General features: G+C 58.2%; 18 protein-coding genes. 11 read left to right on the top strand and 7 right to left on the bottom strand.

Annotation, left to right across the window (positions count from 1 at the left end; genetic code table 11):
* Positions 1-12 precede the first annotated feature (12 nt).
* Positions 13-2,319, top strand: coding sequence for a phosphoenolpyruvate--protein phosphotransferase (gene ptsP / locus ACQUTG_RS16325; RefSeq protein ID WP_428920422.1), 2,307 nt, complete (start codon positions 13-15; stop codon positions 2,317-2,319).
* A gap of 104 nt (positions 2,320-2,423) precedes the next feature.
* Positions 2,424-3,665: a patatin-like phospholipase family protein gene (locus ACQUTG_RS16320; RefSeq protein WP_428920421.1), complete on the top strand. Its 1,242-nt coding sequence runs from the start codon at positions 2,424-2,426 to the stop codon at positions 3,663-3,665.
* Positions 3,666-3,783: 118 nt separating this feature from the next.
* On the opposite strand, the gene hslU is transcribed toward ACQUTG_RS16320, so the two are convergent.
* From hslU to ACQUTG_RS16290, 6 genes are all read right to left on the bottom strand, one after another.
* Positions 3,784-5,115 (bottom strand): ATP-dependent protease ATPase subunit HslU, encoded by a 1,332-nt coding sequence (hslU, locus tag ACQUTG_RS16315; protein WP_428920420.1) that lies wholly within the window; start codon positions 5,113-5,115, stop codon positions 3,784-3,786.
* Between the two features lie 12 nt (positions 5,116-5,127).
* The gene (hslV, locus tag ACQUTG_RS16310; protein ID WP_092005633.1) at positions 5,128-5,658 is read right to left on the bottom strand and encodes an ATP-dependent protease subunit HslV; all 531 of its coding nucleotides are present in this window, start codon (positions 5,656-5,658) and stop codon (positions 5,128-5,130) included.
* A gap of 285 nt (positions 5,659-5,943) precedes the next feature.
* The gene (locus ACQUTG_RS16305) at positions 5,944-6,573 is read right to left on the bottom strand and encodes an SPOR domain-containing protein (protein WP_428920419.1); all 630 of its coding nucleotides are present in this window, start codon (positions 6,571-6,573) and stop codon (positions 5,944-5,946) included.
* Between the two features lie 9 nt (positions 6,574-6,582).
* Entirely contained in the window at positions 6,583-8,268 is a 1,686-nt protein-coding gene (argS, locus tag ACQUTG_RS16300) for an arginine--tRNA ligase (RefSeq protein ID WP_428920418.1), read from the bottom strand.
* A gap of 134 nt (positions 8,269-8,402) precedes the next feature.
* Positions 8,403-9,248 (bottom strand): hypothetical protein, encoded by an 846-nt coding sequence (locus ACQUTG_RS16295; RefSeq protein ID WP_428920417.1) that lies wholly within the window; start codon positions 9,246-9,248, stop codon positions 8,403-8,405.
* 187 nt (positions 9,249-9,435) lie between these two features.
* Positions 9,436-11,604, bottom strand: coding sequence for a primosomal protein N' (locus tag ACQUTG_RS16290; protein ID WP_428920416.1), 2,169 nt, complete (start codon positions 11,602-11,604; stop codon positions 9,436-9,438).
* A 257-nt stretch (positions 11,605-11,861) separates the two neighbouring features.
* Between ACQUTG_RS16290 and rpmE the strand changes: the two genes are divergently transcribed.
* Together rpmE and ACQUTG_RS16280 are read left to right on the top strand one after the other, a co-directional pair.
* Positions 11,862-12,083, top strand: a complete 222-nt coding sequence (gene rpmE / locus ACQUTG_RS16285; RefSeq protein ID WP_410330641.1) for a 50S ribosomal protein L31 — start codon at positions 11,862-11,864, stop codon at positions 12,081-12,083.
* Between the two features lie 231 nt (positions 12,084-12,314).
* Complete coding sequence (locus tag ACQUTG_RS16280) at positions 12,315-13,580, top strand: malic enzyme-like NAD(P)-binding protein (RefSeq protein ID WP_428920415.1); 1,266 nt, start codon at positions 12,315-12,317, stop codon at positions 13,578-13,580.
* A gap of 66 nt (positions 13,581-13,646) precedes the next feature.
* On the opposite strand, the gene ACQUTG_RS16275 is transcribed toward ACQUTG_RS16280, so the two are convergent.
* Entirely contained in the window at positions 13,647-16,172 is a 2,526-nt protein-coding gene (locus ACQUTG_RS16275) for a penicillin-binding protein 1A (RefSeq protein WP_428920414.1), read from the bottom strand.
* Between the two features lie 195 nt (positions 16,173-16,367).
* Between ACQUTG_RS16275 and ACQUTG_RS16270 the strand changes: the two genes are divergently transcribed.
* From ACQUTG_RS16270 to aroB, 7 genes are all read left to right on the top strand, one after another.
* Positions 16,368-17,432: a pilus assembly protein PilM gene (locus ACQUTG_RS16270; protein WP_428920413.1), complete on the top strand. Its 1,065-nt coding sequence runs from the start codon at positions 16,368-16,370 to the stop codon at positions 17,430-17,432.
* Complete coding sequence (locus tag ACQUTG_RS16265) at positions 17,432-17,995, top strand: PilN domain-containing protein (protein WP_428920412.1); 564 nt, start codon at positions 17,432-17,434, stop codon at positions 17,993-17,995. The genes ACQUTG_RS16270 and ACQUTG_RS16265 overlap by 1 nt, the downstream gene beginning before the upstream one ends.
* A complete protein-coding gene (locus tag ACQUTG_RS16260; RefSeq protein ID WP_428920411.1) occupies positions 17,995-18,606 on the top strand; it encodes a type 4a pilus biogenesis protein PilO in 612 nt (203 codons plus the stop codon). Before ACQUTG_RS16265 ends, ACQUTG_RS16260 begins: the two co-directional genes overlap by 1 nt.
* 2 nt (positions 18,607-18,608) lie before the next feature.
* Complete coding sequence (locus tag ACQUTG_RS16255; protein WP_428920410.1) at positions 18,609-19,157, top strand: pilus assembly protein PilP; 549 nt, start codon at positions 18,609-18,611, stop codon at positions 19,155-19,157.
* Between the two features lie 65 nt (positions 19,158-19,222).
* Positions 19,223-21,289 (top strand): type IV pilus secretin PilQ, encoded by a 2,067-nt coding sequence (gene pilQ, locus ACQUTG_RS16250; RefSeq protein WP_428920493.1) that lies wholly within the window; start codon positions 19,223-19,225, stop codon positions 21,287-21,289.
* 89 nt (positions 21,290-21,378) lie between these two features.
* The gene (gene aroK, locus ACQUTG_RS16245; RefSeq protein ID WP_428920409.1) at positions 21,379-21,945 is read left to right on the top strand and encodes a shikimate kinase AroK; all 567 of its coding nucleotides are present in this window, start codon (positions 21,379-21,381) and stop codon (positions 21,943-21,945) included.
* On the top strand, positions 21,938-23,026 hold the full coding sequence (gene aroB, locus ACQUTG_RS16240; protein ID WP_428920408.1) for a 3-dehydroquinate synthase: 1,089 nt from the start codon (positions 21,938-21,940) through the stop codon (positions 23,024-23,026). Before aroK ends, aroB begins: the two co-directional genes overlap by 8 nt.
* Positions 23,027-23,206: the final 180 nt, after the last annotated feature.

The following is a 23,206-nucleotide window of genomic DNA, read 5'->3' as shown; positions in this document are numbered from 1 at the left end:
AATGACCCTGCCATGCTGAGCATACTGCGAAGTCTTGTACAAGAGGTAAACAGCGCCCGCGATCTGCAGGAGGCGCTGGATATCATTGTATCGCGGGTGCAAAAGGCCATGAACACCGAGGTCTGTTCCGTCTATCTGCTCGACCCCGCCACCAACCGCTATATCCTGATGGCTACCGAGGGCCTCTACCGCAAGGCGGTTGGTCAGGTGAGCCTGGGTTACTCGGAGGGTCTGGTCGGTCTGGTGGGCTCCCGCGAGGAGCCCATCAACCTGGAAGACGCTCCGTCCCATCCCCGTTACCGCTATTTCCCGGAGACCGGTGAGGAGCGTTTCCGTTCCTTCCTGGGGGTTCCCATCATTCACCATCGCCGGGTACTTGGTGTGCTCGTTGTTCAGCAGCGGGAAAGCTCCCGGTGTTTTGATGAGGGTGAAGAAGCCTTCCTGGTGACGGTCTCCGCCCAGCTGGCCGGGGTTATTGCCCACAGTGAGGCGACTGGTGCAATCAGTGGCCTGTCCCTGACCGGCGAAGAGGCCCGGGATGTCAGCTTCAACGGTGTGCCCGGTGCCCCCGGTGTCGCGATTGGCTCTGGTGTAGTGGTCTATCCGGCGGCCGACCTTGATGTGGTTCCGGAAAAGCCAACGGAAGATATCGACGGTGAGCTGAAGCTGTTCAAGGCCGCGGTCAAGGCGGTTCGGGAAGATATCGAACGCGTGGCGAAGCGACTGGCCAGCCAGCTCCGCCCGGAAGAACAGGCGCTGTTCGATGTCTATCTTCGTATGCTGGGGGATGAGGCCTTGCCCGGCGAAGTGGCCAACAAGATTGCTGACGGTATCTGGGCCCAGGGTGCGCTCAAGCAGGTGGTCCAGCAGTATGTCCGCCACTTCGAGATGATGGATGATCACTACCTGCAGGAGCGGGCGGTGGATATCCGGGATCTCGGCCGGCGCCTGCTGTCCCATTTGCAGGAAGGTGAACAGAAGCACCTGGTATACCCGGAGAGAACCGTGCTCGTCAGCGAGGAGCTGACTCCGGCGATGCTCGGAGAAGTGCCCAAGGGCCAGTTGGTGGGGCTGGTGTCGGTCAAGGGCTCCAGTAACTCCCACGTGGCAATCCTGGCCCGGGCCATGGGCGTGCCCACGGTGATGGGCCTGGTGGATATCCCGGTCAACCAGCTCGATGGCAAGGAATTGATTGTTGATGGTTTCGAGGGCCAGATCTTCGCCTCGCCGTCACAGGATCTTCGCGCTTTCTACCAGGCCATCTGCGATGAAGAGGATGAGCTGATCCGCGGACTTGAGGCGCTTCGCGACAAGCCCTGCGAGACCACCGATGGCCACAGGGTATCCCTGCTGGTGAACACCGGTCTGATGACTGATGTGGTGCGTTCTCTCTCCCACGGTGCTGAGGGTATCGGCCTGTACCGCACTGAAGTACCGTTCATGATCAAGGACCGCTTCCCCTCCGAGCAGGAGCAGCGGGAGTATTACCGGGAGCAGCTGGAGGCGTTTGCGCCCAACCCGGTCACCATGCGCACTCTGGATATCGGTGGCGACAAGGCGCTCACGTATTTTCCGATAAATGAAGAGAACCCCTTCCTGGGCTGGCGTGGCATCCGGGTAACCCTGGACCACCCGGAAATCTTCCTGGTACAGGTCCGGGCCATGCTGAAGGCCAGTGAGGGGCTGAACAATCTGCAGATCATGCTGCCCATGATCAGCAACATCTCGGAAGTCGAGGAATCCCTGCACCTGATATACCGGGTCTATCACGAGGTGAGGGAAGAGGGCTATGACATCCATATGCCGAAGGTCGGCGTTATGGTGGAAATTCCTGCGGCGGTCTACCAGATTCGAGAGTTGGCGGACCGGGTGGATTTCCTGTCTGTGGGCTCCAATGACCTGACCCAGTACCTGCTGGCGGTGGATCGCAATAACCCCAGGGTGGCGCAGCTGTATCATTCCTATCACCCGGCAGTGCTCCAGGCCCTGGTCCGGATTGCCCAGGACGCCCACGCTGTCGGCAAGCCGGTGGGCATTTGCGGTGAGTTGGCAGGTGATCCCGGTGGGGCGCTGCTGCTGATGGCCATGGGTTATGACTCCCTGTCCATGAACGCGGCGAGCCTGCCCAAGGTGAAGTCGGTCATCCGGAGCATCAGCCGTGAGTGGGCGATACAGCTTCTGGAAGATGTTCTGTTGCTGGATTCTCCCCATGTCATCAAGAGTTGTGTGGATCTGGCGTTGCGGAACGCCGGCTTCGGCCGCTATCTGCGCCCCGGACGAACGTCCTCCATGGCAATCTCTGAACAGGCCGTTTCCTGACCTCCTGCCCTGGCCCGGGAATATAGGGTGTGTTTTCTAAATTCGACTGTTATGTTGTGGCCAAAGGGATACCGACAACCATACAGTCCGGAGAATGACTGATTATGAGCGCCTCAACAGAACTCAAACCGAAACCCAGAATCGGCCTCGCCCTTGGTGGCGGTGGTCCGCTGGGCGGTATCTACGAGATCGGTGCGCTCAGAGCGCTGGATGAGGCACTTGATGGTCTGGATTTCAACAATCTGGACGTCTATGTGGGTGTCAATGCCGGCTCCTTTGCCGCTGCCAATCTGGCGAACCAGATGACCACGGCGCAGCTGTGCCGGATTTTTGTGCGAAATGAGGCTGAGGTGCATCCGTTTCATCCGGAAGTCTTTTATCGTCCGGCATTCCGGGAGATCGGCAGCCGTCTGTTGGCGGTACCGGGCCTGATGTCTACCGCCGTCAGCCGGTTCATCAATAACCCCTACGATCAGAGTTTCCTGGAGGCGTTGACTATTCTGGCCCAAGCGGCCCCGGCCGGCCTGTTCGACAACGAAGGGCTGCACGACTACCTCAAGCGCGCCTTCACCATGCTCGGGCGTACCAACGATTTCCGGGAGTTGAAACACAGCCTCTATGTGGTGGCTGCCGATGTGGAAAGCACCGAAGCCGTGTGTTTCGGAGCGCCCGGTTTTGACCACGTGCCGATTTCCAAAGCCATCCAGGCCAGCACATCCTCGCCCGGGCTCTACGTGCCGGTGGAAATCGACGGCCGTTACTATGTTGATGGCACGCTGCGCAAAGGGCTGCATGCCTCGGTTGCCTTCGAGGATGGAGCTGATGTGGTGTTTGCGGTGAACCCTCAGGTACCCATCGACGCCAGCGCCGCCGTGCGGGCCGGCACCATGAAGCCGGGGGAGCTCACCCGCTCAGGCATGCCCAACCTGCTGTCCCAGACCCTTCGGACCATGGTGTACTCCCGAATGCAGTCCGGCATCGCCCAGTACGCACGGGACTATCCGGACAAGGAGATTCTCCTGTTCGAGCCGACCCGGGACGATGCCAAGCTGTTTTTCTCCAACGTGTTCAGTTTCCAGAGTCGCCGGATGGTCTGCGAGCACGCTTACCAGATGACCCGTCGGGACCTGCTCAACCGGGCCGACGAACTGGAGCCGAAACTGGCCCGTTACGGTATCAAGCTGCGCCGCGATCGGCTCGAGGACGAGCAGAGGACGATCAGCACCAGTCTGTATGGCGAGATGTTGCCGCTGTATGTGGCGAAAGGCAGGAAGAAGCAGTCGGAGAAGGGAAAAATTGCGGCCGGTCTGGAGAACGTGACGCATCTTTTCTCCAGGGCCCAGTGACTGAATGAAAAAGGGGTCAGATGAAAGCTTTCATCTGACCCCAGGGATTCCGCTAGAGCTCGGAGTTGATGTCCTGGCCGGGGTCTGATGAATGCTTTCATCTGACCCCATCTTCCCGTCAGAGAATATACCGGCTCAGATCCTCATCCTCGGACAACTCCCCAAGCTTCTCGTCCACATACTCTGCGGTCACCTCAAAGCTCTCGGTCACCGCATCACCAGCATCGTAGGACAGGCTTTCCAGCAATCTTTCCAGCACGGTATGCAGACGACGGGCGCCGATGTTCTCGGTGGTTTCATTGACCTTCCAGGCCACCTCCGCAATCCGGGCAATGGCATCTTCGCCGAAGGTCAGCTTGACTCCCTCGGTCGCCATCAGCGCTTCATACTGCTGAACCAGTGATGCATCGGGCTCCGTGAGGATCCGCTTGAAGTCATCCGGCGTGAGCGCTTGCAGTTCAACCCGAATGGGCAGACGGCCCTGCAGCTCCGGAATCAGGTCCGACGGCTTGGACAGGTGGAAGGCGCCGGAAGCGATGAACAGGATATGATCGGTGCGCACCGAACCGTACTTGGTGCTTACCGTGCTACCCTCGATCAGTGGCAACAGATCCCGCTGCACGCCTTCCCGGGAAACGTCAGAAGACGTGTTTTCCGACCGCTTGGCCACCTTGTCGATCTCATCGAGAAACACAATGCCATTCTGCTCCACCGCCTGAATGGCCTTTTGCTTGATCTCTTCCTCGTTGACCAGTTTGGCTGCTTCCTCATCCTTGACCTGCTTGAGCGCGTCGGCCACCTTCATCTTTCGGGTCTTGCGCTTGTCGGAAGACAGGTTGGAGAACATGCTTTGCAGCTGATTGGTCATCTCCTCCATGCCCGGAGGTGCCATGATCTCCACGCCGGCACCCGCGCTGCGCAGGTCGATCTCGATTTCCTTGTCATCGAGTTCACCTTCGCGCAGCTTCTTGCGGAACAGCTGGCGGGTCGAGGAGTCGTTGCTGGCCCGCTGGCTCTCTTCGTTGAAGTCGCGGGGAGGGGGTAGCAGGGCGTCCAGGATCCGTTCCTCGGCGGCATCCAGGGCCCGGCTCTCGTGGCGTTTCATTTCCTTTTCGCGCAACATTTTCACTGCCATGTCCGCCAGATCACGGACAATGGACTCCACATCCCGGCCGACATAGCCCACTTCGGTGAACTTGGTGGCTTCCACTTTCAGGAACGGGGCATCGGCCAGCTTGGCCAGACGGCGGGCAATTTCGGTCTTGCCGACACCGGTGGGGCCGATCATCAGGATGTTCTTTGGAGTAATCTCGTCCCGCAGGCTGCTGTCCAGCTGCATCCGGCGCCAGCGGTTCCGCAGCGCGATGGCCACCGCGCGTTTGGCTTCTTCCTGACCCACGATGTGTTTGTTGAGTTCGTGGACAATCTCTCGGGGAGTCATTGCAGACATGGTCGCTCCGGATCAATCTTTGGTGGGTAGCACTTCAACGGTGCGATTGTGGTTGGTGTAGATACAGATGTCGGCCGCGATATCCAGGCCTTTTTCCACAATCTCATGGGCGGATAGCTCGGTATTCTCAAGCAGGGCACGGGCTGATGCCTGGGCAAAGGGACCACCGGAACCAATGGCGATCAGGCCCTGCTCGGGCTCGATGACATCACCGTTGCCGGTAATGATCAGCGAGGCGGTCTTGTCCGCCACGGCCAGCAGAGCCTCGAGCTTCCTGAGGGCCCGGTCCGTTCGCCAGTCCTTTGCAAGCTCAACTGCAGCCCGGGTCAGGTTGCCCTGGTGTTTTTCCAGTTGTGCTTCGAATCGTTCGAACAAGGTAAAGGCGTCCGCGGTGCCTCCGGCAAAGCCGGCAATCACCTGGCCGTTATAGAGACGGCGTACCTTGCGGGCGTTGCCTTTCATCACGGTGTTGCCAAGGGAAACCTGGCCGTCGCCGCCCATGGCGACTTCGTCGTCTCGCCGGACAGAGAGAATGGTAGTCATTGGGGCTCCAATTGCCTGTTTGAAATTGGTATTCCGAAGTAATGGAGGCAGTGGCGGAGAATTCAAGAGTCTGAGTTTCGGTGGAAGGCCGGGTTCGGTATGCAGCCATCCAAAACACGCTCCTTGCGGCACGTCCATGTGGCGCTTGAGCTCCGCCATCCTTGGCTCCGCACAGTTTTGGATGGCTGCATACCGAACCCGGCCCCAAGCTGATGAGTAGGCCGCGGTGATTTCGAGGGGCAGCAGAATCACGTCCCCGAAAGGTGCTTCCACCAACAGAAGAGGTCAGCCCTCTTTGGGAATCTTCCGAATCAAAGGCTGGATGTTCAGTGAAACCAGCTTATCGATGGCCGAGTTCATCTGGCTGCGGGAGGTGAACGGCCCGACATTGACCCGGTACCAGACGGAACCGTTGTCCAGATCGATCCGCTGGACGCTGGCACGCAATCCCAGGAAGGCAATCTGGGCACGCTGGCGTTCAGCGTCTTCACGGCTGCGGAAGGAGCCGGACTGGACCAGGTAATCGAAGTTCTGTTTGCTCGGGGAGGGGCTGTATTCCTCTACCTCGGGCGGCACCACTTCGGATTCTGGCAGCATTTCGTAGAAACGGAAGTTCTGCTTCTTTTCCTCCTGGGTGGCCGTCGCCGGTGCCTTTTGTACCGATTTTTGCTCCTGTGCCGGTGCCTTGGGTTGCTGGCTGGTGGTCGGCAGGGAGTTGAGGTACACAATAAACCCGATAAAGCCGCCCACCGCTGCAAGGGACAGGATCCACTTCAGTGACAGGCTGCCGTGCTGGCGGTGTGCCGGTGCAGCAGGCCGGGCACGCTGTTTCGAGCGCGCAGGCTTTGCAGGCGCCTTCTTTGGCGTGGCGGAAGACCGGCTGGGCCGGTCTTTGCGGGCGTAGTCTCGGGCCATTGGGTTGTCTTACATCACTTCCGGTGCGCTGACGCCCAGCAGGTCCAGGCCGTTTTCGAGTACCTGGCGAACCGCGAGGTACAGGCTCAGGCGTGCATCCCGCAGGGCGGTATCTTCAACCAATACCTTGTGCGCGTTGTAATAGGTGTGGAACTGCCCGGCCAGCTCGCGCAGGTAGTGGGCCACATGGTGCGGCTCTCGCTGGGCGGCGGCGTTGGTGATCAGTTCCGGGTATTTGGCCAGCTGGTTGGCCAGGTCCTTTTCCTCATCCAGGGCCAGAATCGACAGGTCGCCAATGCATTCATGGCGGTCGCGGTTAACCCCTTCGTCCGCGAGTTTGCGCAGTACGCTGCAAATCCGGGCATGGGCATACTGGATGTAATAGACCGGGTTTTCATTGGTCTGGGAGCGGGCCAGGTCGATATCGAAGGTCAACTGTGAGTCTACCCGGCGTGCCGCCAGGAAGAACCGGGTGGCATCCCGGCCGACTTCGTCGATCAGATCGCGCACAGTGACGTAGCTTCCGGCACGTTTGGAAATCTTCACTTCCTGGCCAGAGCGGGTGACCATGACCATCTGGTGCAGCACGTAATCGGGCCAGCCCTGGGGGATGCCGGCCTTCAGTGCCTGGAGGCCAGCCCTGACCCGGGTGACGGTGGAGTGGTGGTCCGCCCCCTGTTCATTGATGACGGTGGTGAAGCCCCGCTGCCACTTGTCGAGATGGTAGGCCACATCCGGCAGGAAGTAGGTGTAACCGCCATCCTTCTTGCGCATCACCCGGTCTTTGTCATCACCGAACTCGGTGGTGCGCAGCCACATGGCGCCATCCTGCTCATAGGTGTAGCCGTTTTCCTGAAGACGCTTGACGGTGGCTTCGACCTTGCCGTCCTGGTACAGGGAGGATTCGAGGAAATAGACGTCAAAGTGCACGCCGAAGGCTTTCAGGTCCAGGTCCTGCTCCCGGCGCAGGTAGGCCACCGCAAACTCGCGGATGGCATCCATATCTTCCGGGTCGCCCTTGCCGGTAACTTCCCGGTCGTCGGCAGTTACGGTTTCACCCGCCAGGTAGGATCTCGCCACATCAATAATGTAGTCGCCCCGGTAACCGTCAGCCGGCCAGCTGTCATCGTCGGGTGTCAGACCCTTGGCACGGGACTGGACAGACAGCGCCAGGTTGTTGATCTGGGCGCCGGCATCGTTGTAGTAGAACTCGCGGGTAACGTTGTAGCCATTCGCTTCCAGCAGCCGGCACAGGCTGTCACCAATCGCTGCGCCACGACCGTGGCCCACGTGCAGGGGGCCGGTGGGGTTGGCCGAGACAAACTCCACTTGCACCTTCTCGCCTTTGCCGCTGTCGTTACGGCCAAACCGGTCCGCCTCGTTCAGGACGGTTTCCACGATTTCGAACGCACTGGCCGTGCTCATGAAAAAATTGATGAAGCCGGGCCCGGCAATCTCCACCTTGGCCACCGCCTTGCTCTCCGGCAATCGGTCCACCAGGGCCTCCGCCAGTTGGCGTGGCGGGCAGCCTGCGGCTTTGGCAGCAACCAGGGCAATGTTGCAGGCGTAATCGCCGTGGGCCTTGTCCTTGGTGTTGCCTACTTGCGGGGTAAAAGTCTGGTCCGCGGGCAGGGTGCCTTCAGATTGCAGCGCCGCCAGCGCAGACTGGAGCAGCTCGGAAACGGTCTCTTTCATGCTGTCAGATGACTCGGTTTACTGGAGAATGGGTGTCAGGGCAGGGTGCCCGATGGAAACAGAAGGCGGGTATTATCGCGGAAAGTTTGGATGTAAGCAAAAAGCCCGGCGCTGGGGCCGGGCTTTTTGCCAATTCAGTTTTTGAGTCCCCGGAAGTAAGCGATCACCACACCGTTTGTTCCAACGACGAGTACCTGGTCGCCCCCGAAAATTCCCAATGCGGCGTAATTTCCATTTCGCTGTTCTGCGTTTGAGCCTCCAGAGCTACCACAGTTTTCTGCAGTGAAGCGTACCTGGAAAACGTTAACGGATCCGTCGGGAATGTTTGCCGAGCCATTAAAGATGCAGCCGCGCTGGTCAGTGCCGGTGACAATGCCGTCCGAATCGATGGTTATTTGGGTTGTGACGAGGCCGGTATCCTGCATCAGATATGAGCCGGATAGCTCTGCAAGAGAAATGGGCGTATCGCTGATGGAGTTGTTTCTGGAGAGTTCAACCACCGATCGGTAACCAGTGTCTGGTGCTTCGACATCTAGTGTGGCGGATTCTAAATCTGTTGCTTGTCCGCTTACAGAACCATCGACTTGGCTCCATGTATCCGAATAGAAAATATTGGTGCCAGCGCCAATAATCTGGTTTTCCCCCGCTCCCACCAATACTCCAAACGTTGCGTCATTCGGTGATATGAACGTAACGAAATTCCCGTCTGGATCGAGGATGGTCGCAGCCCCTGAGTAGGTGCTGCCGCCTTCAACGCTTACAGTTGTCTCGTAATAGCCAGGGCTGATGGGCAGTGAAACTGCTGGTTCGGAATCGCCTGTTTCCGTCTGGGTGTTGGTTGGCGGGGTCCATGGCTCAAACAGGGGGGAAGGTGGGTTGCCCTGAGGAGCCAGAGGTTGGGAGTACTCTTCGCCGCCACACGCAGACAACAAGAAAGTCGCAGATAATGTTAAACCGAGTAGGGGAAGTCTCCCTGGCATGCCAATCTCCCTGAATTTTATTTGCCTAGTCCAATACTTGGTAGAGTCTCTGGAAGAGGCCTTATATGATTAGTGCAAGTATAGAAGTGTTAATATGTATTCATGATATTAGCACTGTGCAGGCTGATGTCCATTCCCGCCACGAAAACTTAGAAAATCCCGAGTGATGGAGTGGTTGGTGAAGTTGTTACCCAATCTCCATCGGATCCACATCCACCATCCATTTTACCTTCGGCGGAAGCTTCTGCTGGTCCAGGTGCTGGCAGATGCCGGCAAGAACGGCGTTGAGCCGGCCCCTTTGACTGCTGAGCAGAATCAGTTGGGCGCGGTGACGGTCGGCGCGGCGGGCGATCAGGGCGGGCAGGGGGCCCCAGGTTTCGATGCCGGGGCCGGAGGCGGAGGGCTTGATGGCATCCAGCAGTTCCAGGCTGCTCTGCATGGTGCCAGCTTCGGCGCGGAAGATGGCCATGTGCCGGAATGGCGGGAACTGGCCCTGTTCCCGTTCTGCCATCAGTTGGTCGGCAATGCTCAGGTAGTTCTCTGTGCACAGTGATTTGAGTAGCGGATGATCGCTGTGGCAGGTCTGGATCAGCACCTTGCCGGCCTTGGTGCCGCGGCCGGCCCGTCCACTGACCTGGAGCAGGGTCTGGATGAGCTGCTCGGGTGCGCGGAAATCCACGCTGAACAGTCCACCGTCGGCATTCACCACCACCACGAGAGTTACATTAGGGAAATCGTGGCCCTTGGCGAGCATCTGGGTTCCCACCAGCACGCAGGGCGCACCGCTGTTTACCTTTTCCAGGATGGCCTGGATGCTGCCTTTTCTCTGGGTGCTGTCCCGGTCGACCCGAACCACCGGGACCGAGGGGAAAGCTTCGGCAAGCGTGTCTTCGGTCCGCTCGGTGCCCTGACCAACCGGTTTGAACGCCTCGCTCTGGCACTTCGGGCAATGGCTGGTGGCGGCCGTCTGGTAGTCGCAGTGGTGGCAGCGCATGGCGCGGTCCCGGCGATGGTAGGTCAGGCGTGTGTCACAGCGGGGGCATTCGACCATGTGGCCACAGTCAAAACACATCATGACCGGGGCATAGCCGCGGCGGTTCACGAACACCAGGGCCTGCTCTCCCTTGTCGAGGGTGTCCCGAATGGCGTTCAGCGCAGGACGGGCAAGACCTCCTTCCAGCGGACGACTGCGGATATCGAGCAGGCTGAGGGTGGGCGGTACCGCCTTTTTCGCCCGTTCCTCCAGTCGTACCAGTCGGTACTTGCCCAAGCGGGCATTGTGGTAGGACTCCAGGGATGGAGTGGCCGAGCCCAGTATGATCGGGCACTGGTTCAGGTGGGCCCGATAAACCGCCAGGTCCCGGCCTGAATAACGGAAGCCCTCGCCCTGCTTGTAGGAGCTGTCGTGCTCTTCGTCAACGATGATGGTTTCCAGGCCGGTGAAGGGCAGCAGTACGGCGGACCGGGTACCGATCAGGATGACTGGTTCGTCGCGGCGGACCTTGAGCCAGGTATTCAATCGTTCGCTGTCATTCAGAGCCGAATGCCAGACCACGATGCGGTCCCCGAAGTAATGCCGGAAACGGGCAACGGTTTGCGGGGTCAGATTGATTTCCGGTACCAGTACCAAAGCCTGGCCTTTGTCGGTCAGGCACTCCTTGAGATAGTGAAGGTAGATCTCGGTTTTACCGCTACCGGTGATCCCGTACAACAACGTGGCATCGAAGCCTTTCTGGTCTGGGGGAAGCTGGCTTGCCACACACTGTTGGGCGGGTGTCAGGATTGGTCGAAGGCCCGGTGATTCAGCTGCGGCTGCCAGGTTATGGTTTTGCTGCGCTTTTTCAATCAGCTGCTTCCCCGCCAGGCCGTTGACCTGGGCACGGGTAAAACCGGCCTTGATGATGGTGCCGGTACTGGCGGGAGCCGGTTGCTGGCCCAGCCATTGCAACAGGGCTTTCTGACGGTGGGCATTGGCCGGTAATTCACTGCCCGAGCTTTTTGCGATCCAGCTATCTTCCTCTTTTTCCCGGGCCGGTCGGCCCCTGCGGAGGGCGGGCGGTAGTGCGGTGAACAGGCATTCACCGAGCGGATGCTGGTAATAGGTGCTGGCCCAACTCAGGAGTTCAAAGGTTTCCGTTGGCAGTGCCTGCCAGCCCTCAAGAACATGGCTGATGGTTTTCAGGGTGATGCCCTCGGGCGGCTCTACATCCGTTTCCACCACCAGGCCGGTCAGCTGTTGCCGGCCGAACGGAATCTGCACCCTTCGCCCCCGGGTAACCTGCATGCCTTCAGGGATCAGGTAATCAAACAGTCTACGTAATGGCCGGTTGAGGGCGATTCGTGCGGTTCGGGGCACTCGGGACTCCATTTTTGGTGATGTCGTGGTTTTCACTTAGGGATCGAGCCCGGCAGCCTGATGGTATTGTGGCTGCGAGGCAGGGAATGAAGCGCCCGTAAGGCTTGCCTGTAACAGGGATTGCAAGTATTATTCCCGGTCTGTTTTCGGCAGGGCATGATTGTGCCTCGCCTTTCACTTTGATTCAAACATGCGGTGCCAGGCGCCAGGGATTGATTCCCCGCGACCGGGTAGCGGCATGACCAAAGAGGTTCGCCATGAAAGAAGGTATTCACCCGAAGTACGAAGACATTACCGCTACCTGCTCCTGCGGTAACGTCATCAAGACCCGTTCTACCGTTGGCCACGATCTGCAGCTGGATGTTTGTTCCCAGTGTCACCCGTTCTATACCGGCAAGCAGAAGGTTATGGACACCGGTGGTCGTATCGAGCGTTTCAACAAGCGTTTCGGTGGCCGTATCGGTGGCAACAAGTCCTGATATTGACAGTTGCACGCAAAAAAGCGCCTCCGGGCGCTTTTTTTATGGGTATTTTTCAGCGTGTAGCGTCTTGCGATATACGCAATTAGCCCTATTGACTGTTCATAAAATGCGCTGTTGCCACTTGTCGTTTCGGGACGGGCGGGCCATAATGGCGCGCTCCGCTGGGTGGGGAGGCTTCCTGGCTCCAGCGGTTCATTACCTTTAAACGTGACAAACGGAACAGTGGCAATGTCTCAAGATCTGAAAGAAGCAGCCCTTGAATATCACGCCAAGCCGCGGCCTGGTAAGCTGAGTGTTGAAATCACCAAGCCGACCCAGACCTCCCGCGACCTTTCCCTGGCGTATAGCCCCGGGGTTGCCGAACCGGTCCGCGAGATCGCAAAGGACCCGGAGAACGCATACAAGTACACCGCCAAGGGCAACCTGGTGGCTGTCATCTCCGACGGTTCCGCGATTCTTGGTCTGGGCAACCTGGGTCCGCTGGCAAGCAAGCCGGTAATGGAAGGCAAGGGCGTACTGTTCAAGCGCTTTGCCGGGATTGACGTCTTTGATATCGAGGTCAATTCCGAAAGCCCGCAGGCGTTTATTGAAACGGTTGAGCGTATCGCGGATACCTTTGGCGGTATCAACCTTGAAGACATCAAGGCACCTGAGTGCTTCGAGATTGAGCGAGCGTTGATCGAAAAGTGTAACGTGCCCGTCTTCCATGATGATCAGCACGGTACGGCAATCGTGACTGCAGCCGGCATGATCAATGCCCTTGAGCTGCAGGGCAAAAAAATTGAAGAAGCGACAGTGGTGTGCCTGGGTGCCGGTGCGGCCGCTATCGCCTGTATGAAGCTGCTGATCAGCTGCGGTATTCGCTCTGAGAACATCTTCATGCTCGACCGCAAGGGTGTGATCCACTCTGGTCGTGACGATCTCAACCAGTACAAGGCGATGTTCGCCAACGATACCGACAAGCGCACACTGGACGACGCCATTGATGGTGCGGACGTTTTTGTTGGTCTGTCCGGTCCGGATCTGCTGTCAGCCGAGCAGCTGAAGAAAATGGCTCCGAACCCGATCGTGTTCGCCTGTTCCAACCCGGACCCGGAAATCAGCCCGGAGCTCGCAAACTCTGTTCGTGATGACCTTATCATGGCGACCGGTCGCTCCGACTATCCGAACCAGGTAAACAACGTGCTGGGCTTCCCGTTCATTTTCCGTGGAGCGTTGGACGTTCGTGCCACCGCGATCAACGAGGAGATGAAGGTGGCTGCCGTCAACGCTATTCGTGAGCTGGCCAAGGAGCCGGTGCCGCAGGAGATCTGCGAGGCCTATGGCGTAGACAAGTTCGAGTTTGGCAAGGAATACATCATTCCGAAGCCGATGGATGTGCGTCTGCTGGAAGTGGTTCCGGCTGCGGTTGCACGTGCAGCAGTGGATTCCGGTGTTGCTCGCAACCCGTACCCGGCTCACTACCCGCTCAAGTCCATGGACGACATCATCTGATCGTTCTCAGGATTTAAAAAAACCGGCGGTGATCCCGCCGGTTTTTTTGTGCCTGAAGGCCGTAGGTCAGAAGAGCTGACGGGAGAGGTCGCTGTCACCATTGTTGGTGCCTCCGCCATTGCCGTCCTCGGCGGTCAGAGCCGGCGGAGCCTCCTCTTCCTTGAACAGCTCGAATATTCCTTCCTCTCCCGGTCTGGCCCGTTCGCCGGTTTCCGGATTGATGCGCACGTTCACAATGCCATTCGGGCGGGGCATCACGGCGGGCGGCTCGTCCTTGAGTGCGACCTGCATGTAATCGATCCAGATCGGAAGGGCGGTGCTGGCGCCATACTCGCCGCGGCCCAGGGGGGCCGGCTGATCGAAGCCCACCCACACGGTGGTGGCGACCTTGTGGTTAAAGCCGGCAAACCAGGTGTCCCGCTGCTCGTTTGTGGTCCCGGTCTTGCCGGCGATGTCACTGCGGCCAAGGGCTTGCGCCCGGCGGCCAGTACCGCGGCGGACCACGTCCTGCATCATCGAGTGCAGAATGTAGACAGAGCGCTCATCGGCAAGCCGCTTCATGATGCGAACCGATTTGTCGTCACGGGTATCTGTCAATCCTTCGCTGGTCAGATCTTTCGGGTTAGTGTCTGTCAGTGATTCAGGCTTTTCGCTTAGCTCTTCCTCGGCGACCAGGTCGTCGCAGTTTTCCTCGCACAGGATGGTTTTCGGAGCCTGATAGATCGCCTCACCGTTCATATCGCGAATTTCTTTGATGAGATAGGGTTCCACGTCAAAGCCGCCGTTGGCAATCACCGCCTGGGCGCGGGCCAGTTGCATAGGGGTGATCAGGCCGCTGCCGAGGGCCAGGGACAGGTTGTCCGGCATGTTGTCCACAGGGATACGAAGCTGCTCGAGGTTCTCGAGCGTGGTCCTGATGCCGACATCGCGCAAAAGCCTGACGGATACGAGGTTCTTCGAGCGGTAAAGCGCCTCTCGCAGCCGGGTTGGGCCGCCAAAGCGACCTGAAGAGTTCTCCGGGCGCCAGGCGGTTTCCAGTTCCGAGTCCTCGAACACGATCGGCGCATCATTGTAGATGGTTGCCGGGGTCATCCCGTTCTCGAGGGCGGTCAGATACAGGAACGGCTTGAAGGTGGAGCCGGGCTGGCGATCGGCCTGGGTGGCCCGGTTGTATTTGCTCTGGTTGAAGCTGTAGCCGCCGGCAAGCGCCTCGATGGCGCCGGTATCGGCCTCGAGAGAAATCAGTGCGCCTTCAACTTTCGGCACCTGGCTCAGGGCCACCGTGACCGGGGTGGTCTGAGGCTCTTCGGTGCTTCCAGTTTCCGGATCAACGATGCTCGGGGTTTGCGGTTTGACGTAAACCACGTCGCCGATGGCAACCACGTCCGATGGTTTTTTCGGTTCTGGTCCGGTCAGGTCCTCGGTTTTGTAGCGTTTGGCCCAGGTCATGGTTTCGAAAGGCATGACGGCTGCGCCTAGGCCCCTGACGTGGACCCCGACCTGCGGTTCATCGTCATTGACCGCAGTGACAATCGCAGGTAGTAGAGACTCGACTCGCGGGTAATTCCGCACCAGATCGGAAAGCTCGCGTTCCTTCAGTTCTGAAGGGTCGAGTTGGCCGATGGGCCCGCGGAAGCCATGGCGTCGGTCATAAGCTTCCAGGCCTGCACGCAGGGCCTCAGTTGCCGTCTGTTGCTTGTCGCCTTCTACGGTCAGGGTAACGGAGTAGCCGTCGGTGTACGCGTCCTCGCCAAACCGGCGCACCATTTCGGCCCGGGCCATTTCCGCAACATAGTCAGCATCCACTTCTGCTTCAGTGGTGTTGTAACTGGCTGTCAGGGGGGCGTTTACCGCCAGCTCGTATGCGTCAGCGGTAATGTATCCCAGTTCCTGCATGCGCCCGAGGATCCAGTTGCGGCGGATCAGTGCGCGCTCGGCGTTGGCAAGGGGGTTATAGGCTGACGGAGCCTTGGGCAGGCCAGCCAGCATGGCCATTTGTGCCAATGTCAGCTCATTGACCGGTTTGTCATAATACACCTGTGCCGCCGCGGCAATACCGTAGGCCCGGTTGCCCAGGTAGATCTTGTTCAGATACAGCTCGAAAATGCGATTCTTGTCGAGCTCACGCTCTATCTGAAGAGCCAGAAGTATCTCGTTGAACTTTCGTATAAAGGTCCGATCCCGTGACAAAAAGTAATTTTTTGCAACCTGCATCGTGATCGTGCTGCCACCGGACTGGATTTCCCCGGTGGAGACCAATTGCACTGCAGCCCGCATCAGGCCTTTGATATCGACTCCGAAGTGCTCGTAAAAGCGGGCGTCTTCAGCGGCCATGAAGGCTTGTAACTGAATTGTAGGGATCTGTTCGATTGTGATTGGTGCCCTTCTCTTTTCACCGAATTCTGCTATTAATCTGTTGTCCTCGCTGTAGACCCTCAGCGGCGTCTGGAGCTTGATCTCCAGTAACTGCTCGACGGGAGGCAGCCCGGGACGAAGATAAAGATAGAAGCCTGACGCCGTAATAACTGCGACACTCAGTCCAGTTAGAAACAGCCAGGCAAAAAGACGAGATGTACGCAACAAATGAGACATTTTTTTCTGACAACTGTTGGATATAGGTCTATCATTTGAGAAATTGCTTTAGGAAGAGTAACTCACTTCGCTGTTAAGCAATGCATCTCAAAAAGAAGAACAGGCATTGTAGACGGAAAGCAGAAGAAATTCTCTTACATAAAAAACACATAAGTTATTTAACCGGGTGCATGTAACCAGGTATAGGGTGAGCGCGTGTTCGGATTGTTCGGAAAGAAATCCAGTGCAGTGCTGGGCGTGGATGTAAGCTCCAGCTCGGTCAAACTTCTGGAGCTGTCAAAACAGGGCGGCCGGTACAAAGTTGAAAGCTACGCGGTGGAACCGTTGCCAGCCAATGCCGTGGTAGAAAAAAACATCACGGATGTTGAGGCGGTGGGCGAGGTTCTCAAGCGCGTCGCGTCCAAGTCCCGTACCAGCCTGAAGCAGGTTGCGGTGGCGGTCTCCGGCTCTGCTGTCATCACCAAGCTGATTCAGATGGATGGCGGTCTCAATGAATTCGAGATGGAAGACCAGATCGCCCTGGAGGCAGACCAGTACATTCCCTATCCCCTGGATGAAGTTGCGATCGACTTCGAGGTACAGGGGCCATCAGAAACCAATCCCGATCAGGTTGATGTATTGCTGGCAGCGTGTCGGAAGGAAAATGTCGATATCCGGGAAGACGCGCTGGAGATTGCGGGTCTTACCACCAAGATCGTGGACGTGGAAGCCTATGCACTTGAGCGCGCCTATGCCCTGATCGAGCCACAGCTCGATTCCCAGGGTGAAGAACTGGTGGTCGCCATTGTCGATATCGGCGCGACCATGACCACGTTGAGCGTGCTCGCAGGCGGGACGACCGTCTACACCCGCGAACAGATTTTCGGTGGCAAGCAGCTGACCGAAGAAATCCAGCGCCGCTATGGTTTGTCGCTCGAAGAAGCCGGACTTGCCAAGAAGCAGGGCGGCCTGCCTGATGATTATGAGTCCGAGGTGCTGACTCCCTTCCGGGAAGCCGTGGTTCAGCAGGTGGCCCGGGCCCTCCAGTTCTTCTTTGGCGCCAGTCAGTACAACGCTGTGGACTATGTGGTACTTGCCGGTGGCACCGCGTCTATCCAGGGCCTGATCGAAATGGTGGAGGAAAAGACCGGAACGCCCGCGTTGGTGGCAAACCCCTTTGCCGACATGGCCGTGGGGTCCCGGGTTAACGCATCGGCACTCAGTAACGATGCACCCTCACTGATGATAGCGTGTGGCCTGGCAATGAGGAGCTTCGACTGATGGCAAAGATTAACCTCAGACCCTGGCGGGAAGAGCTGCGTGCCGAGAAGCAGAAGCAGTTCGTGGTCATGATCCTGGCGGCTGCCATTATCGGAGCCGGTAGTGTGTTCCTCTGGAAGACCGACATGGACAACCGGATTGCCTACCAGCAGTCCCGTAATGCCTACATAGAGACGGCTTCGAAAAAGCTGGATGCCCAGATCAAGGAGATCGAGAATCTCAAGCGCAAGCGTGACGAGTTGCTGGCGCGGATGCAGGTGATCCAGGATCTCCAGGGCAAGCGTCCAGTCATTGTTCGCGTCTTCGATGAGCTGGTCAGGACCCTGCCGGACGGCCTGTTCTATACCGATCTGAAGAAAACCGGCGATAGCATCCAGATTGTCGGGATGGCCGAGTCCAACAGCCGTATTTCCACCCTCATGCGCGATTTCGAGAAGTCAGACTGGTTCGCCGATCCAAACCTCTCCAATGTTGCCGCTGCCGATCAGCGCCGCGCCGGATACAGCCAGTTCAACCTGTCTGTGAAACAGAAAACCCCCGAGCCCGAAGGGGAGGATAAGTAATGAGCCTCGCGGACTCTCTTAAAAGTCTGAATGAATTCGACGTCAACGATCTGGACCTCAACAATGCCGGTATCTGGCCGACACCGGTCAAGGTTATTGTTGCCCTGATCGTGTTTGGACTGATCGTCGGTGGCGGGTACTGGTTTTTCGTCAAGGATCAGTATGCCCAGCTCGAGCGGGTGCAGAAAACCGAACAGGAGCTGCGTAAGAAATACGAGGAAAAGGCCTACCAGGTAGCCAACCTGGATGTGTTCAAGGCACAAATGGCTGAAATGGAGGAAACCTTTGGCGCGCTGGTACGTCAGTTGCCCAGTGAAACCGAAGTACCCGGCCTGCTCGAGGACATCACCAACACCGCGCTTGGCAGCGGCCTGTCGTTGCAGGAAATCAAATTGCAGCCGGAGCAGCAGCGTGACTTCTATGCCGAATTGCCCATCAATATCCGGGTTTCCGGCACCTATCACGAGTTGGCGTCATTTGTGAGCAGTGTTGCAAGCCTTCCACGGATCGTGACACTGCACGATTTAACCATCAAACCAACAGGCGGAGATGGAGAACAGCTTGATATGCAGGTTGTCGCTCGTACTTACCGCTACCGGGCTGGAGAGTAAGCATGGCAGCAAAGCATGCAGGTAAGGCCTGGCTGGGAGTGTGTCTGGTGTCCTTGTTGACGGCCTGTACCCAGGAGAGCGGTTTTTCGGATCTGGATCAGTTCATGGCAGAAACCCGGGCCAAGCCGCGGGGGCACGTAGAGCCACTGCCGGAATTCAAGGCATATGAGGCGTTTACCTATTCGGCAGCGGACCGGCGTGCGCCGTTTGAGCCGCCGGTGGATGTCCAGCTGACCATGGTCGACGATCAGCCAGTCAGTGATGTCGAGCCGGATCTGGATCGCCCCCGTGAGGTGCTGGAGAATTTTGATCTGAAAGAACTCAGTATGGTGGGTACGCTTCAGGGGCCGACCGGCAATCTGTTCGCACTCATCCGGGATAGCTCCGGCGGTATTCACCGCGTTCGTTCCGGTAATTATATGGGCCGGAACTATGGCCGTATTGTCGGTGTCAGCGAAACCCGTATCGAACTGATTGAAATCGTTCCGAATGGCTCGGGCGGATGGGTCGAGCGTCCTCGTTCCCTGTCTCTGGACGAGGAACAAGGCTAAGGAGCGGCACAATGAAATTTGAAAGAAACATGCACGAACAAAAAGGTTTGGGGTCGAGGCTAGCGATGTTCAAAAAACTCAATGTATACGTCAGCGTGATTGCTTTGGGGTTGTTCTCCGGCCTGGCCAATGCGGTCACGCTGGAGGACGTGTCGTTTTCCTCGCTGCCGGGAGAGCGCCTGGAGGTAACGCTCCAGTTTGACGGGCAACCGCCTGAGCCTTCCGGCTACACCATTGAGCGCCCGGCCCGCATCGCCGTGGATCTTCGTGATACCACCAGTGGTCTGGACAGCCGGAGCATCCCGCTGGGCGGCGGTAACGCCCAGAGCATGACGGTTGTGGAAACTCCCGATCGCACACGCCTGATTTTCAATCTCGTGGAGCTGGTTCCCTACAACACGGTTCGCCAGGACAACTCCCTGGTCATGACCATTGGTGGTGAAGGCTCGGCGCAGGCATCGACTGGCACCAGTGGGTCAGCGGCTCCGGCCACCACTTCCTCGCGTACCGCTCCCAACACGCTTGCCGGCGTGGACTTCCGCCGTGGCAAGGATGGCGAGGGCCGTGTCATCATCGATCTCGGTTCCAGCAGCACTCCGGTTGATCTTTCCGAACTCGGTGGCCGGATCCGTCTGACCATGCCTGAGCTTTTGGTTCCCGAGAACCTGCGCCGTCGTCTGGATGTTACCGATTTCGCGACCCCGGTAACCCGGATCGACACCTACACTGAAGATGGCAGCGCCGTGGTCGAAATTCGTCCTGAAGGCAATTACGACTACATCGCCTATCAGTCCGGCAGCGAGTTCACGGTAAGTGTGGAAAAGCTCACCGAGCAGGAGGCTGAAGCCCGTCGTGAAGAGAAATTCCCGTACACCGGTGAAAAGCTGTCCCTGAACTTCCAGGACATCGAGGTGCGTTCGGTACTTCAGTTGATTGCCGATTTCACCGGCCTGAATCTGGTTGCGAGTGACACCGTCAGTGGCAGCATCACCCTGCGCCTCCAGAATGTACCCTGGGATCAGGCTCTGGATCTGATTCTGAAGACCAAGGGCCTGGACAAGCGGCAGATCGGTAACGTCCTGCTGGTTGCTCCGGCCGACGAAATCGCTGCCCGTGAGAAGCTGGAACTTGAAACCACCAAGCAGATTGCCGAGCTGGCACCGGTTCGTCTCGACATCATCCAGGTCAACTACGCCAAGGCGGGCGACATCGTTGAGCTGATCAAGGCCGACGAAGAGCTGATCTCCGACCGCGGTTTCGTATCCTCGGATGTGCGCACGAATACCATCAGCGTGCGTGAAACTTCCGAGAAACTTGAGGAAATTCGCCGTCTGGTGTCCACGTGGGACGTGCCGGTACGTCAGGTTTCCATTGAAGCGCGGATTGTTCGCGCCCAGACCAACGTGGCGGAAAATCTCGGCATTCGCTGGGGGGGCGCAGCCTACGATGTGAGCGGCGACAACGTGTTCACCGTCGGTGGCTCCCAGGGTACCCTGCAGGAGGCTCGTGATGCCGCCTCCGGGACTGACAGCACCATCACCTTCCCGGGCGCGTTGGCCGTGGATCTGGGTGTGACCGGTGAGGGCGCTTCCTCTTTTGCCATTGGCTGGGGCAGCGACGACTTCCTGGTGGACCTGGAGTTGTCTGCCCTGGAAAGCGATGGTCAGGCCGAGGTGGTATCCCAGCCGCGCGTGGTGACGGCCGATCGTCAGACCGCGTCCATCAAGTCTGGTGAGGAAATTCCCTACCAGGAGGCCTCTTCCAGCGGCGCCACCTCAGTATCCTTCAAGGAAGCGGTGTTGTCCCTCGAGGTAACGCCGCAGATAACCCCGGATGACAAGATCATCATGGATCTGGTGGTGAATCAGGACTCCCGTGGCGAGGTGACTGCCGGTATCCCGTCCATCAACACCAACGAAGTCACCACGCAGGTGCTCGTCGGTAACGGTGAAACAGTGGTTCTCGGTGGCATCTTCCAGTCCGAAGTGGCTACCCAGGTGACCAAGACCCCGTTCCTTGGCGACATTCCCTACCTGGGGCGTCTGTTCAAGCGGACCGAGCACATCGACGAGCGCAGCGAGCTGTTGATTTTCATCACACCGAAAATCATCAAGAACGATTTGCTTCGCTAATCGTCCTGCCGAAGTCGAAAGCCGCCGCGTAAAACCGGCGGCTTTTTTTGTGATATTCTCACCCGCCTGAAACCTGTTGAGCGGAAGTTATGTCTTTGCCCAAACGCATTGTTCTGGTTGGCCCCATGGGCGCCGGCAAAAGTACCATCGGTCGCATGTTGGCCCGGGAGCTGGGCTACCGTTTTCTTGATACCGACCGGATCATCGAAGAACGGTGCGGCGCCAACATTCCGTGGATTTTTGATGTTGAAGGGGAGGACGGTTTCCGGCAGCGGGAGACCGCCATGCTTGAAGAGCTTTCTGCTGAGCCTCAAACTGTGCTTGCTACCGGCGGCGGGGCGGTGATGCGCCCCGAGAATCACCCCCTGCTGAAACGAGATTCGATTGTCGTCTACTTGAGGACGTCCATCGATCAGCAGGTGGAGCGTACGCGCAAGGACAGGAACCGGCCACTTCTGCAAAATGACGATCCCGAAGCGGTTTTGCGCCAGTTATTCGATATCCGGGACCCGATTTACCAGCAGCTGGCCGACGTTGTCATGCACACCGACCGCAAAAGCCCCCGCCTGGTCGTCCGGCAACTGATCAATCGTATTAACCCCAGAACGCCACGGCACCGGCGCCAGGTGCGTAAGGAAGGTCGCAACCATGTCTGAGATATTCCGTGAGCTCACTGTCGATCTGGGTGAGCGAAGCTATCCGATCCTCATCGGTTCGGGGCTGTTGGGGAGTACCGATCTGTCCCCTTACGTTGCCGGCTCCCAGGTCATGATCGTGACCAATGACACCGTGGCTCCCCTGTATCTGGACAAGATAAGGAATAGTTTCCCGGGTAAGCAGGTCGACACTGTTGTGCTTCCGGACGGGGAGAGGTTCAAGGACTGGCAGACCCTCAACCGGATTTTCGATGCGCTGCTGGAGCAGCGACATAGCCGGAAGACTACGCTGGTGGCTCTGGGCGGAGGCGTCATCGGGGATATGGCCGGTTTCGCGGCGGCCTGTTACCAGAGAGGGGTGCCCTTTATCCAGGTGCCCACCACGCTGCTGTCACAGGTGGACTCCTCCGTCGGCGGCAAGACCGGGATCAATCACCCGCTGGGCAAGAATATGATCGGTGCTTTCCACCAGCCGCAGGTGGTTCTGATCGATACCGATACCCTGCAAACCCTGCCGCCACGGGAAGTATCTGCCGGGCTGGCAGAGGTGATAAAGTACGGACTCATCCGGGACGCGGAGTTTCTGGGCTGGCTGGAAAACCATATGGATGCCCTGGTAGGTCTGGAGGCAGACGTGCTGGCCGAGGCCATCTATCGGTCCTGCGCCTGCAAGGCCGAGGTCGTGGCTCTTGATGAGAGGGAAGGGGGGCTGCGGGCCATTCTCAACCTGGGACATACTTTTGGTCATGCCATCGAGACATTTGCCGGTTACGGAACCTGGCTCCATGGTGAGGCGGTAGGCTCCGGCATGATTATGGCCGCAGATCTGTCGGCCCGCGAGGGGATGATTTCCGGTGAAGACTATCGTCGGGCAGTCGATATCATCCTTCGCGCCGGGCTGCCGGAAAGGCCTCCGGAAGCTATGACCCCGGAGGACTTCATGCGTCTGATGGCGGTCGACAAGAAAAATGTGGACGGCGCTCTCCGCCTGGTTTTGTTGCGCAGTATCGGTGATGCGTTTGTAACAGCGGATGCCCGGAAAGAAAGCCTGGCAGCGACTCTCAACGCCTTCTGTGGCTGACGTGACCAGGTCTGGAAGGGTGCATTGCCCTGTAGCTCGAAATCATTCATATCAAGTAAAGCTTATTGCGCTATTGCAATGGCTCTGCTCTCCCCTAAACTTTAGGCTGGTTTGAATACGTACTTCTACGTGTGTAAAATAGCCGGCCCCTTTTTTCAGTGTCAGTACGTTTATGCACCA

Origin of the sequence: Marinobacter sp. DUT-1 (assembly GCF_050379415.1) — a bacterium.
In the GTDB taxonomy this organism is placed as follows: domain Bacteria; phylum Pseudomonadota; class Gammaproteobacteria; order Pseudomonadales; family Oleiphilaceae; genus Marinobacter.
The sequence above is the reverse complement of the archived record's forward strand: the minus strand, read 5'-3'. Positions and strand labels throughout refer to the sequence as shown.